We start from the raw sequence: 17,357 nt of genomic DNA on the forward strand, positions 1-17,357 counted from the left end.
AGCTAAATAATTGAGTAAGACTGCGAGGATGGCGGAATTGGTAGACGCGCTAGCTTCAGGTGTTAGTGTTCTTACGGACGTGGGGGTTCAAGTCCCCCTCTTCGCACCACTCAATTAACCTTTCTTTTCCTTTGATAACCCCCAGTTAATAATCCTTTATTGCTTTCTATTCATTACCCATAATATGTGGCTAACAGTGTCATTAAGCTATAAGTCAACACAACTCCAGCAGGGATCATCACCCACATCTGCAATTTCTTATGGAATAACATCAATGTTGATAGCAGCATTGAAACAACTAAAACTAACGTAAATGCAGATGTTCCAGCAATAGAGTGCATAATGACGGTAAGTAAAGAAGAAACAGCTAACATTTCCCACAAACTGATACGAGATGTCCAAGAAGTGACTGGAGATAAACGTGTTGATTTAGCCATAATAACTCACCATTAATGATAATGATTTTCATTATTATATATAACACCGGTACTAAATCAACTTATATAAAGAAAAAAAACTCTCTATATCCTTAATTTTTAAAGGGTTAAAGCGTTTTCTACAATATAAAAAACGCCTTCTCATTCTCACGAAAAGGCGTTTGATTTTATCATGTTATTAATAAACGAAATTATGCGTTATTTGACTTTATAAAATAAAAGACCAAATGAATATCTTCTGGCTCTCTTTCATAAAGTTCAGGATCAGGAATATCAATTAAGCGGCACCCTAGATGCTGATAAAAATTCACACTATTTTCAGATGGTGTTGATGAGATATATAATCCATCCGCACCGTTTTCCTTCGCATATTTCACGCAATAGTCAAAGAGTATTCGTGCTAAACCTTGCCCACGTTGCTGGTGGCTAACATGTAAAAAAGAGAGTTGAAGTAGACTACCATTTTTACCGCGCTTTTTCGGATCAACACTTGCCGCTGCGACCAATCGATCACGCTCAAAAACGCCCCAAAAAGGCGCTCCTCGATCAAAGCTTTCAAGTAAAACAGGGGTGTAATGTTCCGCTTCACCTTCTGGCCAACCTTTCATATCAAAGCGCTGCTCTGATAAAAGCAACTTTCCTTCTTTTAATACATATAGTTTTTCAATAAGCTCAGTTCTATCGATTTCCCAAACTTGTGGAATTTCATTTCGTGTTAATTGACGAATAACATTTTTCATTATTAAAGATTAACCTGTTCTGATGATGATTCACTTCGTTCTAGTGCGTGGTAAGCCACCGCACAGAATAAGGAATTCAACCGTTTCATATCACCAAGCAAACTGGTATGCAGAGAACTAGTTTCAATGCTTTGCATATTATGCAAATGAAGACGTTCTACATGTGCAAACGAGTAACGTTGGTTGAGTAAACGGAAACGATGTTTTGCTCGACGTAACTTACGAGCATGTTCCATGTTGCCGGAAACAAATACCGACATCGCCAGATTCAGATTACTTTGCAGACGCTCAAGGAGTGTCTGTAATTCACGACGCCCTTCCTCCGATAAAAATAAGTGATGATTTAAACCTTTACTCACCACTTCAACTGACATGCGCGCAATAATAGCCGATGATTGTTGTAAATTCATCGCTGTATCAATAATTTCTGCCCAACGTCGAGAATCTTCAGTGCCCAGATCATGCTGTTGAATTTGCGCCATGTACAATTTAATACTGCTATGAAGCAATTCAACCTCTTCTTCTAACTGACTAATTTCCCTTTTCTGCTGACGATCACCTTCCATTAATGCAGTAAAACGTTGCAACATTTGTTCTACAACATCACCTAATCGTAGTGATTCTCTAACTGCATTAGCGATAGCTAAAGATGGTGTATCAATAGCAGATTGATCCAAATAACGAGGCGCAACTTCAGATCCTGCGACTGGTAATTCCGGAATAAGTCTCTGACATAATTTTGCCATTATGCCGACAAAAGGGATCATCAATACACAGCGTGCAAGATTATAGATAACATGAAAATAGATAACGACTTCTGCTGGAGAAAAACCGTATTGCTGAATTTTATTCGCAATTAAGGTTATCCAAGGTAAAACCAGAAATGCACCAATCAATTTAAAAAATAGACTTCCTAATACAACTTGGCGAGAAACAACATTTTGTCCTCGGCTACTCATTAATGCCAGTAAACCACTACCAATATTAGAACCAATCACAATACATAAGCTGATATACAAAGGCATTAACCCTGTTGCACTTAATGTCGCAGTTAATAACACTGCAGCAAGGCTTGAATAACTCACCATGGCAAACAAAGCGCCTACTAAGAGAGCTAAAACAGTGTCCCCACTTAATGATGTAAAGATAGCTTGTACCGCACTCGCATGAGTAATTGGCTCTGCGGATGTCACGATAAGTTGCAAAGCGAGAATAATTAAACCAAGACCAATCCCTACACGCCCAAGTTGCCCAACTCGCTCTTTTTTACGACTTAAAAAAGTAATGACACCAATAAGAATAAGAAGTGGAGATAACCAAGAGAGATCAAACGTCAGCACTCGTGCCATAAGTGCCGTACCTACATCCGCACCTAACATAATAACAAGTGCAGGTGTAATCGAAATAAGTCCTTGCGTCACAAAAGAGATAACCAAAAGTGCCGTTGCATTACTGCTCTGGACTAATGCCGTTACCCCAACCCCTGCAAGGAAAGCGTTGGATTTTTTATTAATACTTTTACCTAAAATTCGGCGCAAATCAGAGCCAAAGACACGCATGATCCCTGTACGAACAATATGTGTTCCCCAGACAAGAAGCGCGACTGATGAGAGTAAATGAAGCAGTGTCAGCATAGAAATAATAACCTTATTTTTATCGTTGTTTGTTTGACTCTGTTCTCCTTCAATCTCATAAAAAGAGAAAGACCATGAGCAGATAATACATCTGAGAAAAGATTTTTATTGGTAATGCCTAAATAACGTAGAGTGTTATTAGACAAAAAGATATTGCAACTTAAGTGCAATAATCAATGGAGAAGTTGAGAATATTACATAGATTTATTTGTAAATTCTGTTGATTATAACAGAGAATGTGTAATTTTCAAAATCAGATAATAAATAACCTATTGATTTATTATCATTTTATTTTCTTATGTTTATTTTTAATAAAAAAACGCGACTAGAGGGTATCTCTCTGAGTCGCGCAAAAATACAACAATTTAGTAAGGCAATTCGACTACAAGTTCAGACAGACTACAGTATTAACTCAAATTTATTTCAGACCCATTGCATCACGCATTGTGAAGAACAAGTCTGTTTGGTCAGTTAATCCAACCACATTAGCCGCATGTGGACCATAAGCAGCCACACGCAATTGCGCACCAGTATGCTCTTGAGATTCTTCTTCAGAGTTACCGTAATTCACCACCATAACCGCGCCATCTTTAGTGATAAGCGCCTGTGTTAATCCACTTGATTTCACATCAGCTTCAATAATCTGGCTTGAATGCGCATGGTCAGCGGTGACAATAATCAATGTATCACCGTTTTGTTTAGCGAAATCTAAACCGATCTGTACAGCTTCATCTAACGCAACAGTTTCACCAATTTGTCCACAAGGGTTAGCATTATGATCTTGCTTATCAATAGAGGCACTTTCAACTTGTAAGAAGAAACCGTTTTCATTAGTTTTCAGTAAATCGATCGCTTTTTTAGTCATTTGTGCCAATGTTGGCGCATTAGGATCGAGTTTAGAGTTAGGTTTGCACTCTAATGGTGGATTATTGATATTGCCATGATAAACCGCTTTAGGACCTTCCCACGCAACAGCCATATTACCTTCATGGAATAAACCTAATACCGGTTTATCCTGATTTGCCAAAGTAATTGCGTCTAACGATTTTGCATCTTTGACGATTTGATAACCACGCTCAATAGCTTGTTGCTCTAACGTTTTACCTTTGTATTCCCCCACAGCGGCGGTTTGAGCGAAACTTTTTGCACCGCCCCCCAATGTAACGTCTGCACGAGTCACTAATAATTGCTCAGAGATAGAACCTTTGCCGCCATTTTCTAATGCATTAGTTGAGCATTTTTCTAAGGTTTCAACGGGACCATAACATTTACGTCCAGTGACATGAGAAAATAGTGCGGCAGGTGTCGCATCTTGAATTTCAGATGTAGTCACGTTCCCTGTTGCCTTTCCATTGGCTTTTGCTAATTCCAAAATGGTTTGGTGATCCTTACCAAATACATCAATCCCTAATGCACCATTATAAGTTTTCACACCAGAAGCCCATGCCGTTGCTGAGGCTGCCGAATCTGTTACATAGTTAGGTTTTTGTGTTTTTCTATCTAATGAATAGTGTGTGTATTGACCCGTCATCGGTAACGCATCAATGCCTTTAAAAAAACCGCCCGCACCTTCAGCATAGTTACGTGCAACAGTGATTTCAGAATCCCCCATGCCATCACCAATAAAGAGGATCACATTTTTCGCTTGGTTATTATTTAAAGCTGCTTTTAATGCCTCAGTTTGATCTTGAGTCATACGGCGAGCACCACCAAATTCCGTGATATTACCTTTTGCTGCGCGATCTTGAGCCAAAATTGCATCAGCAGCAACGGGAGCTGCAAAAGAAGAGAAACTCGCACCAGCCAATAGCGTTGTTACAATAACGGATAAAATAGAACATTGGTAACGATGAGACATAGCTTTTTCCTTGCACTCTAAAGTAAAAAAACAGGGTTAATGTTTTAAGTCAGAAAAAGCTTACGGCAGTTAAATGACAAAGAAATGAAGAGTAAAAGCGATTTTGATGACAGCTTTATGACAAGTTGGTGACAAAAATGAAGCTTATACAGTGTATTCTCATGTATAAGCTTCTCTTGTATTGAGATCGGATTTAAAAATATTAATTTTCTTGTGTTAATGCTTTTGCGCCCAAATACAGTGTTTCACACCAAGAAATATAATCATGCCCACTGGCCATTTCGAGTGATTGAACAGGATAGCCTTTTTGTTCTAAAACCTGTTTCAAGTGGCGATTATTATTTAAAATTCCTCCTTTATCACCACGACTTTCAAATAGCCCAGCTTCTAAGAAAAACTGTAATGGTTTTTTATCTGCTTGCTCAAATTGTCGAATAAGCCATTCAGGCTCTTCATTTTCTGGCGCCCACCAATAAGAGCCAGACATACTCAGCACTTTACCAAAGCGATCAGGGCGATTAAATGCGACCCATGAAGACGCTAATCCACCATAACTTGAGCCTGATACAATCGTTTCTTCTCCTGATATGTGAATACCTTTCTCTTTTTCTAGCCAAACAAATAATTCATCAGCCAAGAAACGATAAAAATCAGGATTTGGTGGTAATTCAACACTACGGCGATCACTATCAATACTATCAACAAATAGGATCATCATCGGTGCCAATTTTCCTTCCTCGATCTGTTTATCAAAAAACTTATCAATACCATATTGGCGACGATAAGTTTGACCATCAAATAAGACCAAGATCCGCGGTATTTCCATTTTTTGGGCTGGCTGATAAAGTGCGATTTCACGATCATTATTTAAGATCTCACTGTGAAAACGAACAATCTCCGTCTTGCCTTTCATTGTTCTATCAAGAATATCGGGCAATTGGCATTCACGCTTACTGTCTAACGACAATAACGAAAAGTGATTATAGATATCTTCAGATTGACTTGGTGAATTTTGGGAATTAAACGGATCGGCTTGTGCCGTGGTTAAAATCGCGCGACGTTGTTCAAAAGGCTCTGAGTTTTCAATAACAGGTACATCAGGCGCTAATTTATATTGCATTAATGTGTCGTTAGGCACGATATAACTGCGATACCAAATATCACTATTCGCTAAATTCGTTAACGGATCATGATTACCATCAGGTGATCCCAATAAATAAACATTCTTTTTGGCACCTTGCCATAGAAAGGTGACTCGCTTTTTATCATGATCATAAGGCTCAATCAGAGGAGCACCTTCTTGGCGTATTTGTTGCCAAAATGCCTGAATATTTTTTTGATCAAGTTGTTTAGCGAGCGTTTGTAAACGAGGGCTAGTTGGTGCAATACCAGCATTTTTATCTAACGGTTGATAAGGTTGTGTTGTTAGCATGAATTGCCACTGCTTTTTAGCTTCACCTTGTGCAACTAATTGATAATTTGCCGTTTCAGGTAATAGAAAGCGTACTTTCTGTTGTCCATCAGCGGGAATATCCTTTAACAAACTACGAATATGAGTGCCGTTTTGTGTCTCTAACCGTAAGTTTTGTATCCCTTTTACGTTTAATTCAACATAACGTTGGCTTTCTAAATGAGCGGTAAAACACAACGTATTGTTGTTATCAAACTGACCTGTCATTTCTTTATTTTCAGTTACTGCTAAGCAACTTGCAAAGCTGGGAAAAGAGGCCATCAATGCACATATCATCAGAGGAATTCTCACTTTATTTCTCATTATTAACTATTGTGAGAATCAATAGTAATGATAACTGTTATCAATTCAATAAAAATTAAGCGTGTACAAATTTATAATAAATTTAGTGCCTCAGTAAAAAATAATAAAAACCTCCCCAATCATTTTGGTTATTGAGGAGATTTCCTTTCTAAACTAATTAACGTTAAAACGCTCCCATTAACGCTCTTCTAGTGGATAGCTACGGAAACTCCATAGCCCTAATGCTTTTAAGCCATCACGATAAATGCCTTGTATATCTGATTTACTTGCCTTTTGTAATTCAGCTAATGGCTTATCTGGTGCAACAACGGTTAAATAAGTAATGTCACTTGGGCCACTTTGCCAGCTTGCAAGCGTGAAAATCGCATCGGCACGACGAACATGACTACCAGAGCTAATAATAACGGCTGTTTTAATACGATGTTTGGTTAAAGCATAACGGCTAAATAATGCATTTTCGACGGTTGTACGGGCATAGTTTTCTTGGAAAATACGCTCTGGTGCAATACCGTTTTTCACCAACCAATCCGCCATTAATTTACCTTCCGTTTGATGTGCTTTTGGCACGCCTCCCGTAACGACAATCATAGCTTCAGGTAATTGTTTAGCCACTTCTAAAGTTTTATTTAAACGTTCAATTAAAATCTTATTCATTGTGCCATCGGGATTTAAAGCATAACCCAATGTCACAATCGCGTTGTTATCTTTGGTTTTATTTAGTTTTGCCAAATCTGCCGGTGTCAATTTATCACTTAAAGGCATTTTACTTACGCGATCAATCTCTGCAAAAAAGCGACTAATCTCTTCAGCTTTAGCTGGATTTAATGATTTCAATTTATTGAAATATGCTTCGCTCTCTTTATCTTTTCCTTCGAAACGAGTCCATGAAGTGACATAAATTAGCGCATCAATATCATCAGGAGCTGCTTCTAAAATCTGCTTATAAATAGTAATCGCGCGAGGAACATCATTGTTATAGATATAAGCACTTGCGGTGCTAAATAATAAATCGAGACGATAAGGTTCTAATTTATAAGCTTGTTGCAGTTTTTGCGCCACTATTTCCATATTTGATGGCAATTTTCCCGTAAATCCTGCATCTGACACTCGTGCTGGAGATTTAAAGGCATCTAACGCATCTTGGATCAAGCTATCGACTGTTTGACGCTGAGAAACATATTGCTGATAACTATTATCTGGTTGATGGACTTTTTGATAAGCCAATGCAGTTGATGAGACAGTAAAACCTAAAGCAGCAATCGCTAACGAAATGACCGTTTTCTTAATACGATGTGAAACACAGGAAGGTTGCGCCATTATCTTGTCCTTTTACGAAAAATAGTCTGCATCTTCACTTGAACGAATGAAGATAGAGAGTGTGACTCCTCACACCTAATGGCAAAAGAAATACACACCGATAAATCTATACCTGCTATCTATAATAGAGATCCCTACATTAATTTTCAGTAACCTTTTTCACCTTATTGAAAAAAATAGCATTATTACGTAGATAGCTTATTTGACAGATTTTTTTATATATTTTTATCTTTTGGTAAGTGATTTTGTTCTGATAGTGCATCAGTGGCAAAGAATAATAAATAAAAGGAATTTACTCTGAGAGGAAAATGTTGAGTTTTGAGATCAGTGATTATTTTTATCCTTAAATATAAAACGCCCCTTAAGGCGTTTTATATTTATGTATTTACTCAATATGCTTTGATTGCATCATCAATAATTCTCTGACTAATTCAACGCAACTTAAGAAGCGCTCATCATAATCAGGTGAGTTAACTTTGATATACTCAATATTGTTTTTATCTAGCATTTCCATCAGTAAAGTTTGGAAGAGTCGACGATCTTTATCACTGCCTAAACTGCGTAAACCATCCGCTACCCATGGCGTATTATTTTCTAAAACAATCACTAAATCAAAACGGTACTCATCAATAAGTGCCTGTACGAAAGGGTGTTCTTTACCTTCATAACGTAAACAAAATGCTTGAGTAGTCACAAAATCCGTATCAATAAAAGCCACTTTATTGGCATATTTAACAGCAAAATCAATATATTGAGCATGTCCCAATGCAATTTTATCGTAGTCCGAATATTGTAATGCCATCTCGTCTCCACCTAAATGAGAGAAAACATAATCGCGACCATACTCCCATGCACTGGTTGTATTGAAGATATTGGCAAGCTTATTGACCAATGTTGATTTACCGCTAGATTCACCGCCTAAAATAGCCACGGTGCGCACAAAGAAGGGTTTAACTTCTGTTGGAATATATTCCCAATATTTAAAAGGTGCTTGGCGAATTTGACTACCACTGATATTCATAAATGAGCGTTCTGGATCAATCAATATCGTTTCAATACCTAAGAAAGCATTATATTGATCCGCATCATCACGTTCACTGGTATAGATAAAATCAGGTGCAATTTGTTTTTCACGCAAAAAGGTTTTGATCCCTTCACTCCACATTTCCCAACCATGGGGTTGTGGCTCAATACCATGCTCATCAAATTCATGAATACGAATATTTTTTTGATATTTAAAAGTTTGCAATAACCAGCGTAATCTATCACTAACAGTTGGTTGCTGTGACATCGCACTATTGATAAATAGGTTCTTATCGCGAGGTTCGTCATGACAGAGGATCACATGTAGTTCATCAACTTGGCTACAAGCACGTTGAATTAAATAAATATGCCCTGTGTGAAGAGGATAAAATTTACCAAAAATAACACCAATTGTTTTCTTTTTGACTGGATATTCTAGCCCCAAGAATTGGTGTAATGCCGACATTTTTTGCGCACTGGGGCTCTTGATTTTATTATTAATCAATTGGCTAAGATAGCCTTTTGTCATATCACTTTCATCAGCAACGTGTTGTAAGGTGTATCCATTTTTTCTGATAGCCTGTTTGATATAATCAAAAGGTCCCATAATTAACTCCTTTAGAAGTCTTCTAAATCATCAAGAACAGATAATGCATCTGACAGTTTTTTCACACCATACACTTTCATATCCGGTGGATTTTTCTTTGGCATATTTGCACTCGGTACAATGGCTCGTTTAAAACCATGTTTTGCTGCTTCTGCAATACGCTCTTGCCCACTCGGTACAGGTCGAATTTCTCCCGCAAGGCCGACTTCACCAAATATCACTAAATCACGTGGTAAAGGACGATTACGAAAACTCGATACTAATGATAATAACAAGGCTAAATCAGCACTGGTTTCTGTGACTTTAACCCCTCCTACCACATTGACAAAAACGTCTTGATCAGACATTTGTAATCCGCCATGGCGGTGTAAAACAGCAAGTAGAATAGCAAGGCGATTTTGCTCTAACCCCACAGCCACACGGCGTGGATTTGATAGCATCGAGTGATCAACTAATGCTTGGATCTCAACCAATAAAGGCCTTGTTCCTTCCCATACCACCATCACAGAACTGCCTGATGTGATCTCATCTCCTCGACTTAAAAAGATAGCAGAAGGATTACTCACTTCTCGCAATCCTTGCTCTGTCATAGCAAAGACACCCAATTCATTAACGGCACCAAAACGGTTTTTATGGCTACGTAAGGTACGAAAACGAGAGTCTGTTTCGCCGTCAAGCATAACAGAGCAGTCAATACAGTGTTCTAGCACTTTCGGCCCAGCTAAAGTGCCATCTTTTGTTACATGACCTACCATAATAATGGCAACATCATTGGTTTTAGCAAAACGAGTCAGATAAGCAGCCGTTTCACGTACTTGAGCAACACTGCCCGGTGAAGATTGAATATCCGCCATATGCATCACTTGAATAGAGTCAATCACCATCAATTTAGGCTTTTCTTGTGAAGCTATTAAACAGATTTGCTCAATACTGGTTTCTGACAACATATTCAGTTCTGCTGTCGGTAAACCTAATCGATGAGCGCGCATAGCGACTTGTTGTAGCGACTCTTCACCCGTGACATACAGCGTTTTCATTTCAGTAGCTAAACGGCACATAGTCTGTAGTAATAAAGTACTTTTACCTGCGCCGGGACTTCCCCCGATTAAAATGGCACTTCCGGGAACAACGCCACCACCTAATACTCGGTCAAACTCTTTAAATCCTGTGGAGAATCGGGGTAATGCTTCAAGGCTAATTTCCGATAACTTTTGAACACGACTAACACCTTTAGCATCCCCCGCAAAGCCACTAAAGCGTTCATTACGGGAGGAAGAGGCGGCAGCAAGACGAATTTCTGTAATTGTATTCCACGCATGGCAAGCCGAGCATTGCCCTTGCCAACGAGGATAATCTGCACCACATTCATTACATACAAAGGCTCTTTTTGCTGCTTTTGCCACACTTCTCTCCCTACGATAACAATTCTAAAAAACGTGTTTAACGCTCTTCGTGTTTTAAACCACCACTTAAAATACACATCACACCCATTAAATCGGCATGACGAATAGCCACTTTTGCCTGAGCATACACTTTTGGTTTTGCATGATAGGCAATGCCCAGTCCTGCCTTTCTCAACATTTTAAGATCGTTTGCGCCATCACCAATGGCAATGGTTTGCTCCATTGGGATCTCTAAATCTTTAGCTAAACGCGCAAGCACTTGTGCTTTATATTTTGCATCAACAATAGTGCCTTTGACTTTACCTGTTAGCTTGCCATCTTTAATTTCAAGATGATTAGCAACAGCAGACACTAACCGTAATTTTTGTTTTAGGTTGTCTGCAAAATAAGTAAAGCCGCCTGATGCAATAGCAATATGCCAATCCATCGCCTGAAGTTTGCGCACTAAGCTCGTTAACCCCGGCATAAGAGGCAAATCATCCATCACTTTTTGCAAAATAGAAGCGTCGGCTCCTTTAAGTTCAGCAACACGGAGTTTTAAGCTTTCGCTAAAATCCATTTCACCTTGCATAGCGCGTTCTGTTATTTCTGCAACTTTATCACCCACTCCCGCAAGTTTGGCGATTTCATCAATACACTCAATTTGAATAGCCGTTGAGTCCATGTCCATCACTAAAAGCCCAGGAGAACGCAAGCGAGGGATTTCACCTAGTGGAACGACATCTAGGCCACATTCATCAGATAAACGGCGAATTCTACGGGTTAGGCTACCTGCAATACGCACAACTTGGTAATCATCAATACGCCATGAAGAAACCACTACGATTGCCACACCTAATTTATGTTGGAACTCACTTATTCTTTTCTTATCAAGTTCACGTCCATAAAGTAACCACCCACTATCACCAGCGCGGTAATCTAGTGGCATTACCTCTTCACCACTGAGTGATAACGGCAGACCTGGCCATTTACGGATTTCATCCGGTAAATAGCAATAGGTCAGACTATTTGACATACTTATTCTCCTGTTTTCCCCTGTCTGAACAAAATAATCGTTATTCAGCCTATTCTATCTCTGACTCATCTGGCAACATGCACATACTTGCTTACGCAAAAGGATGAACATGCTTAAAGACAAACTAAAATTCAAACTACAAAAAACGGCGATTATACTGATTTGTATCGCACTATTGGCATTTCTTATGCAGGGCGCGTCTTATTTTAGCCGTGCTAATCAGCATGCCCGTATTACCCAGTTTGAAGAGCTTGCAAAAACGCTGGCAGAACAAGTTGCGTTCTCTTTATCCACTTATCTGGATGACAGTAGCAAAGATAACGTAAATCCCCTCATTATGGCTAATTTAAATCATCTAACTCACAATAGTCGGGTGCTTGATGCCAGCCTTTATTTAGAAGATGGTACACAAATAGCGCATAGTGGTGAAAATGTCACTGTTAAAGAGCGATTAGCGCTAGAAGGACAAAAGAGTGGTGGTTCTTTTAATCACCAACTTGTTGTTCCCGTACCGGGCAAAGATAAACCGAAGGGATTTTTAAGGCTAACATTAGATACTCACCAGTTAGTCACTGAGTCAAGCCAAGTCGATAACACAACAAATTTATTACGTGTGATGCTATTAGTTGCGCTCGCCATTGGCTTTTTACTTTCTCATAACCTGCTTCAGTTAACTCCCGTTCATTGGCAACAATCGCCCTATTTATTAACGGCTAATTTACCGCCTCGTACTGAAAAAGAGGAAGATGAAGACAGTGAAGATGAAAATAATGAAGAAAATGAATCAAAAGAGAGTGTCAAAGAGGAAAATAACGACACTGATAATAAAATAGATAAAACATAATTTCTTATTCTTTAACGAATTACTTAGTGAGTTTAGTGGATCATTAACTAAACTCATTTTTTATATCTAATTAACTATAAATTAGATATATCTAATTTATGCGTATTTTCGTGCTATTTCCTTAATCTTTAAAGGGGTTTTGTTTAAAGTCACGGTAAATTCTGACCAAGTCATTAACCTAAAAAGATAAGTTTTAAATCTTTTTCTGGCTCTTTGAGTACTGAGGTGGTTATGACTGAACAATCTGTTATCCAACGTTGTCAACAAATCGTAGAAAACCCAACCCTTTCCCCGGAACAAAAACGTCATTTTCTGGCGTTAGAAGCTGAAAATATGTTGCCTTATCCGTCACTTCCTGATGATGCAGCTAAAGCGCTTAATGAACGGGTTATCTGTGATATGTATGAAGGTCACGCCCCTTATAAACCGCGTTATGTCTTGCCTGATTACGCGAAGTTTTTAGCACAGGGTTCTCGTTATTTAGAACTCGAACCTGCGCAAGATTTTGACGATGCCTTAAACATGCTGACTATCCTTTATCATCATGTTCCTTCTGTAACCTCTATGCCTGTTTATTTAGGACGTATTGATAAAATTTTACTGCCTTATATCGGCGAGTTAACTGAAGAACAACTTTACCCTAAATTAAAACGCTTCTGGCGTTATCTTGATAGAACGCTACCAGATGCTTTTATGCACGCCAATATTGGCCCAGAAGACTCTGTTCTTACACGTTTAATTCTTAAAGTGGATGTTGAGCTTCAACAAGTCGCTCCTAATCTCACATTTATTTATGATGCGAATTCAACACCAACAGATTTACTTCACCAAGCCATTACTAATATTTGCCACAGTAGCAAACCTCATATTGCTAATGGTACGTTGCAAGATGCGGTATTTGGTAAAGATGAATATGGCATTGTGAGTTGTTATAACTCTCTGCCTCAAAGTGGTGGTGGTAGCACCTTAGTGCGTATAAATCTTAAAGAGGTTGCACAGCGTAGCCAAGATAGTCGCGATTTTCTTGATAATGTATTGCCTTTTTATATGCAAAAACAGATTGAGATCATCGATGCCCGTTGTGAGTTTCTCTATGAAAAATCTAATTTCTTTAAACAGAGTTTCTTAGTTGAAGAAGGATTAATCTCACCTGATCGTTTTGCGCCAATGTTTGGTATTTACGCCATGGCAGAAGCCGTAGCACTTCTACTTGAAAAAGAAGGCAAGCAAGCTGCTTATGGTGATAATGGATCTGCCAACAAACTTAGCTATATGATCAGCGAAAAATTAGCACAATTTGTCGCTGATACACCTGTTAAATATGGTTGGAAACATCGCTCAATGTTACATGCTCAATCGGGCATTAGCTCTGATATTGGCACAACCCCTGCAACTCGCATTCCTTATGGTAAAGAGCCAGATCCTGTTACCCATTTAATGACGGTTGCTCCTCACCATCAATTTTATACTTCCGGAATTAGCGATATCTTAACAGTTGATGAAACCATCAAACAAAATCCTGATGCCCTAATGCAACTTTGCTTAGGGGCATTCTCCTCTGGATTAAGAGAATTCACTGCCAATGTAGGTGGTAATGACCTCGTTCGTGTTACTGGTTATATGGTGCGTTTATCGGATTTAAAAAAATACAAAGAAGAAGGCTCCCGCCTTAATACCACTTGGTTAGGTGATGAAGCCACTGCAAACTGTCATATCGCTGAACGTAAACCACGAGTTATCAGTCATGAACAGCAGATGCGTTTCGATAAATAAGATACTGCCCTTTTCTTGTGTAGATGGCCCAGGCAATCGTCTGGCCATCTTTCTGCAAGGATGTAATTTGCGCTGTAAAAATTGCCACAATCCCTACACCATAGGGATCTGTGACAATTGTGGTGACTGCATTCCGACTTGCCCACAACAAGCGCTTTCATTACAAAATGGTGTGATAAGTTGGAACAGCGCCAGTTGTGAACAATGTGATACTTGTATTCAGCAATGCCCACGACAATCAAGCCCAATGACATTAACCTATACTGTTGATGAGCTAATGGCGATTACACGCAAATACTCAGCATTTATTAATGGCATAACAGTAAGCGGTGGCGAATCCACGTTACAGCTACCTTTTTTGATTGATTATTTTAAAGCAATCAAAGAAGCACCAGATCTAAAACACCTTACTTGTTTAATCGACAGTAATGGCACTCTTTCTCTTCATGGCTGGCAAAAAATTGCTCCCTTTATGGATGGTGCTATGATCGATTTAAAAAGTTGGAATGAAGATACTCATATTTATTTAACAGGTCGAGGTAATCAACGGATAAAAGAATCAATCATATGGTTAGCTAAGAATAATCTACTTACAGAATTACGCCTTTTATATATTCCAGAAAAAACAGACTATTTAGAAAATATTGAATTACTCTCCCAGTTTATTAATTCACTTGGTGGTTCCATATTAATTCGTATTAATGCATTCCATCAACATGGTGTTTATGGAGAGGCCGTAAATTGGCAGTCTGCTAACAAAAATGACATTAACTTATTAAAAAAAGAACTAAATAAAAGAAATGTTAATTTAATAAAAACACCCAATATATATTCATAATGGAAATATATTAAAGAAATAAAAGCAATTAAGAAATTAATAATATTTGAAATAATTTAAATTAATCTTTTTAAATAAAACACTCTAATATTGACAGGTTTGCTTGTTCAAATTAACCTTCCAAAACCTGCAAAATAGATGGAGCTATTCCTTATGCTTATGAATAGAAAAAAACTAAATATTTCAATTATTATATCGCTAATTATAACCCCTTCATTAAGTTATTCCAAATACATTACTTCTGAGTTAATAGAAACATCTCCTATTAACTTTGAATTTTATGAAGTAAGTAAAAATAATTTAATTTTACCTAATAATTTTTATCATCACGGAAAGCTATCATCTAGAACAACACCAAGAATATTCTCATCAAAGTATTCAAATGTTATTATTTTATCCAACAACAATAAAAACAGTATAAGTTATGATGCTGGTATTAATTTTCAAGATTTAGAAATAGAACACTATAGTAATATAAGTTTCCTTTCGTTATCAGAAGATGGGCGTTACATTACAGCTCATGGGAGTCATCATGAAAATAAAGAAAGAAATGCGTTAAACCGATTTTTCATCTATGATACTTATTTAAAAACAGCTCACCAGTTTAATTCAAAGGAAGATGTTTATTATGATAAGGAAAATTATTTCTTTACAAGCGAAGATGGAAGATTTAGCCTTTATTCCGATTATTCAATAGATTATGAAGTTACAAAACAAGCTAATAATGGTTATCTTCCTTATAATAAAATGTCATATCTTATCTATGATAATAAAACTAAAAAAACAATATCATTAAAAGACATTGAAAATACAGATATAAATAACCACTTAGAAAAAAATAGATTTAAATCTTTCCTTAATTTAGATTTTATTGATGACATTATAAATAGAAAGCCTATATTAACAGGTATTTCCTTTGATGGTAAATATTTATATGGGATCTTAAGTAAATCCGCCTCTATCTCAGAAAGCAAATCTGCTTTTATTTATGATTCAGTTAATAAAACAATTAATTTTATTTCAAAATCAGAGCATGGTGATGCAAAAATAAATGCAATGTCCAAAAACAACATTGCTGTGGGCTGGTTAGAAGAAAGAGTAAATTATAAATATGAACGTACAAAAAGATTACTTCGACAAGCCTTTATTTATGATACAAAAGAGAATAAAACTATTATTCCTAGTAAAATAAACTCAGATAATAATGATTATTATAATTCAGAAGCGACTGGAATTTCAGACAATGGTAATACAATTATAGGTTGGACAGAACAAGGATATAAACGAGATATCAATAGAAGCGTTGATTATAACCAAGATTTAAAATCAAGATATCCTAGAAATGCATTTATCTATTTTAGAGATAAGGATACTTCGTTATTACTACCAAACTTAAGTCATTATAATGAATTAGAATCTGAGGCACACGCTATTTCAAGTGATGGAAAAGTCGTTTTTGGTGTCGCTAATAATAAAGATAACATCTGGCGATTTGTTAGTTGGAAGATAAAAGAAACTGATAAATTTAATCAAATGGATGAAGATTATCAGAAATTAATCGCCAAAAATGACCTTCCATCTATGAAAAATAAAGTAGATGCTCTTGCTTTAGATATAAATAAAGAAAAAGAAAAAATTAGACTTGCTCTAATAGAACAACAAAAAGCTGCTGAAAAAAGAAAAAAAGAGGCAAATTTAAAAAAATTAAGTTTAGAAGATAAATTAGAAGATACTGATTTATTCAATAAGTACATTGGCGAATATACACAATATCAAAATAACGAGGAATTAGCACAAAATGAACTCGATAATATACAGAATACTTTAAATAATTTTGAGCTATTAGCGTTAACACCAGAATTAAAAGCCAGCGAATATCAATACAATGTATACAAAGAAGCTCTTGATATACAACAAGGTATTGCGATAAATAAAAATAAAGAAGATCAAGATAAAGAAGAGGCAGAAAAAGAACTCTTGGCTAAAGAGAAAAATGACACCACCAAAGAGCAAACAGACACAACCAAAGAGCAACCAGAGACAACCAAAGAGCAACCAGACACAACCAAAGAGCAACCAGACACAACCAAAGAG

General features: G+C 37.2%; 13 protein-coding genes and 1 tRNA gene. 5 read left to right on the top strand and 9 right to left on the bottom strand.

The features are described 5' to 3' along the window. Positions 1-22 precede the first annotated feature (22 nt). Positions 23-109 (top strand) — tRNA-Leu (locus DK866_RS18245). A gap of 64 nt (positions 110-173) precedes the next feature. Here the strand turns inward: DK866_RS18245 and DK866_RS18250 are convergent. The 9 genes from DK866_RS18250 to serB form a co-directional block, all read right to left on the bottom strand. Continuing rightward, positions 174-437 (bottom strand): DUF1435 family protein, encoded by a 264-nt coding sequence (locus DK866_RS18250; protein ID WP_109410052.1) that lies wholly within the window; start codon positions 435-437, stop codon positions 174-176. A gap of 191 nt (positions 438-628) precedes the next feature. Continuing rightward, positions 629-1,177, bottom strand: coding sequence for a GNAT family N-acetyltransferase (locus DK866_RS18255; RefSeq protein ID WP_109410053.1), 549 nt, complete (start codon positions 1,175-1,177; stop codon positions 629-631). Between the two features lie 2 nt (positions 1,178-1,179). After that, complete coding sequence (locus DK866_RS18260; protein ID WP_109410054.1) at positions 1,180-2,811, bottom strand: Na/Pi cotransporter family protein; 1,632 nt, start codon at positions 2,809-2,811, stop codon at positions 1,180-1,182. A gap of 418 nt (positions 2,812-3,229) precedes the next feature. Further along, positions 3,230-4,669 (bottom strand): alkaline phosphatase, encoded by a 1,440-nt coding sequence (gene phoA / locus DK866_RS18265; protein WP_109410055.1) that lies wholly within the window; start codon positions 4,667-4,669, stop codon positions 3,230-3,232. A 202-nt stretch (positions 4,670-4,871) separates the two neighbouring features. Continuing rightward, the gene (locus DK866_RS18270) at positions 4,872-6,401 is read right to left on the bottom strand and encodes an alpha/beta hydrolase-fold protein (protein WP_244179726.1); all 1,530 of its coding nucleotides are present in this window, start codon (positions 6,399-6,401) and stop codon (positions 4,872-4,874) included. A gap of 219 nt (positions 6,402-6,620) precedes the next feature. After that, positions 6,621-7,760, bottom strand: coding sequence for an ElyC/SanA/YdcF family protein (locus DK866_RS18275; RefSeq protein WP_109410056.1), 1,140 nt, complete (start codon positions 7,758-7,760; stop codon positions 6,621-6,623). 385 nt (positions 7,761-8,145) lie between these two features. Next, positions 8,146-9,390 (bottom strand): multifunctional transcriptional regulator/nicotinamide-nucleotide adenylyltransferase/ribosylnicotinamide kinase NadR, encoded by a 1,245-nt coding sequence (gene nadR, locus DK866_RS18280; protein WP_109410057.1) that lies wholly within the window; start codon positions 9,388-9,390, stop codon positions 8,146-8,148. A gap of 11 nt (positions 9,391-9,401) precedes the next feature. Next, positions 9,402-10,793 (bottom strand): DNA repair protein RadA, encoded by a 1,392-nt coding sequence (radA, locus tag DK866_RS18285; protein ID WP_109410058.1) that lies wholly within the window; start codon positions 10,791-10,793, stop codon positions 9,402-9,404. Between the two features lie 37 nt (positions 10,794-10,830). Beyond that, the gene (serB, locus tag DK866_RS18290; protein ID WP_109410059.1) at positions 10,831-11,808 is read right to left on the bottom strand and encodes a phosphoserine phosphatase; all 978 of its coding nucleotides are present in this window, start codon (positions 11,806-11,808) and stop codon (positions 10,831-10,833) included. Positions 11,809-11,917: 109 nt separating this feature from the next. Here serB and DK866_RS18295 point away from each other — a divergent pair, with 109 nt between their 5' ends. The 4 genes from DK866_RS18295 to DK866_RS18310 form a co-directional block, all read left to right on the top strand. After that, on the top strand, positions 11,918-12,652 hold the full coding sequence (locus tag DK866_RS18295) for a YtjB family periplasmic protein (RefSeq protein WP_109410060.1): 735 nt from the start codon (positions 11,918-11,920) through the stop codon (positions 12,650-12,652). A gap of 231 nt (positions 12,653-12,883) precedes the next feature. Beyond that, positions 12,884-14,425 (top strand): YjjI family glycine radical enzyme, encoded by a 1,542-nt coding sequence (locus DK866_RS18300; RefSeq protein WP_109410061.1) that lies wholly within the window; start codon positions 12,884-12,886, stop codon positions 14,423-14,425. Next, on the top strand, positions 14,397-15,263 hold the full coding sequence (locus tag DK866_RS18305) for a YjjW family glycine radical enzyme activase (protein WP_109410062.1): 867 nt from the start codon (positions 14,397-14,399) through the stop codon (positions 15,261-15,263). Before DK866_RS18300 ends, DK866_RS18305 begins: the two co-directional genes overlap by 29 nt. A gap of 153 nt (positions 15,264-15,416) precedes the next feature. Beyond that, a partial coding sequence (locus tag DK866_RS18310; protein WP_162557033.1) for a hypothetical protein occupies positions 15,417-17,357 on the top strand: 1,941 nt, incomplete at its 3' end.

The sequence above is a fragment of the Proteus genomosp. 4 str. ATCC 51469 genome, assembly GCF_003144375.1.
Classification (GTDB): Bacteria; Pseudomonadota; Gammaproteobacteria; order Enterobacterales; family Enterobacteriaceae; genus Proteus.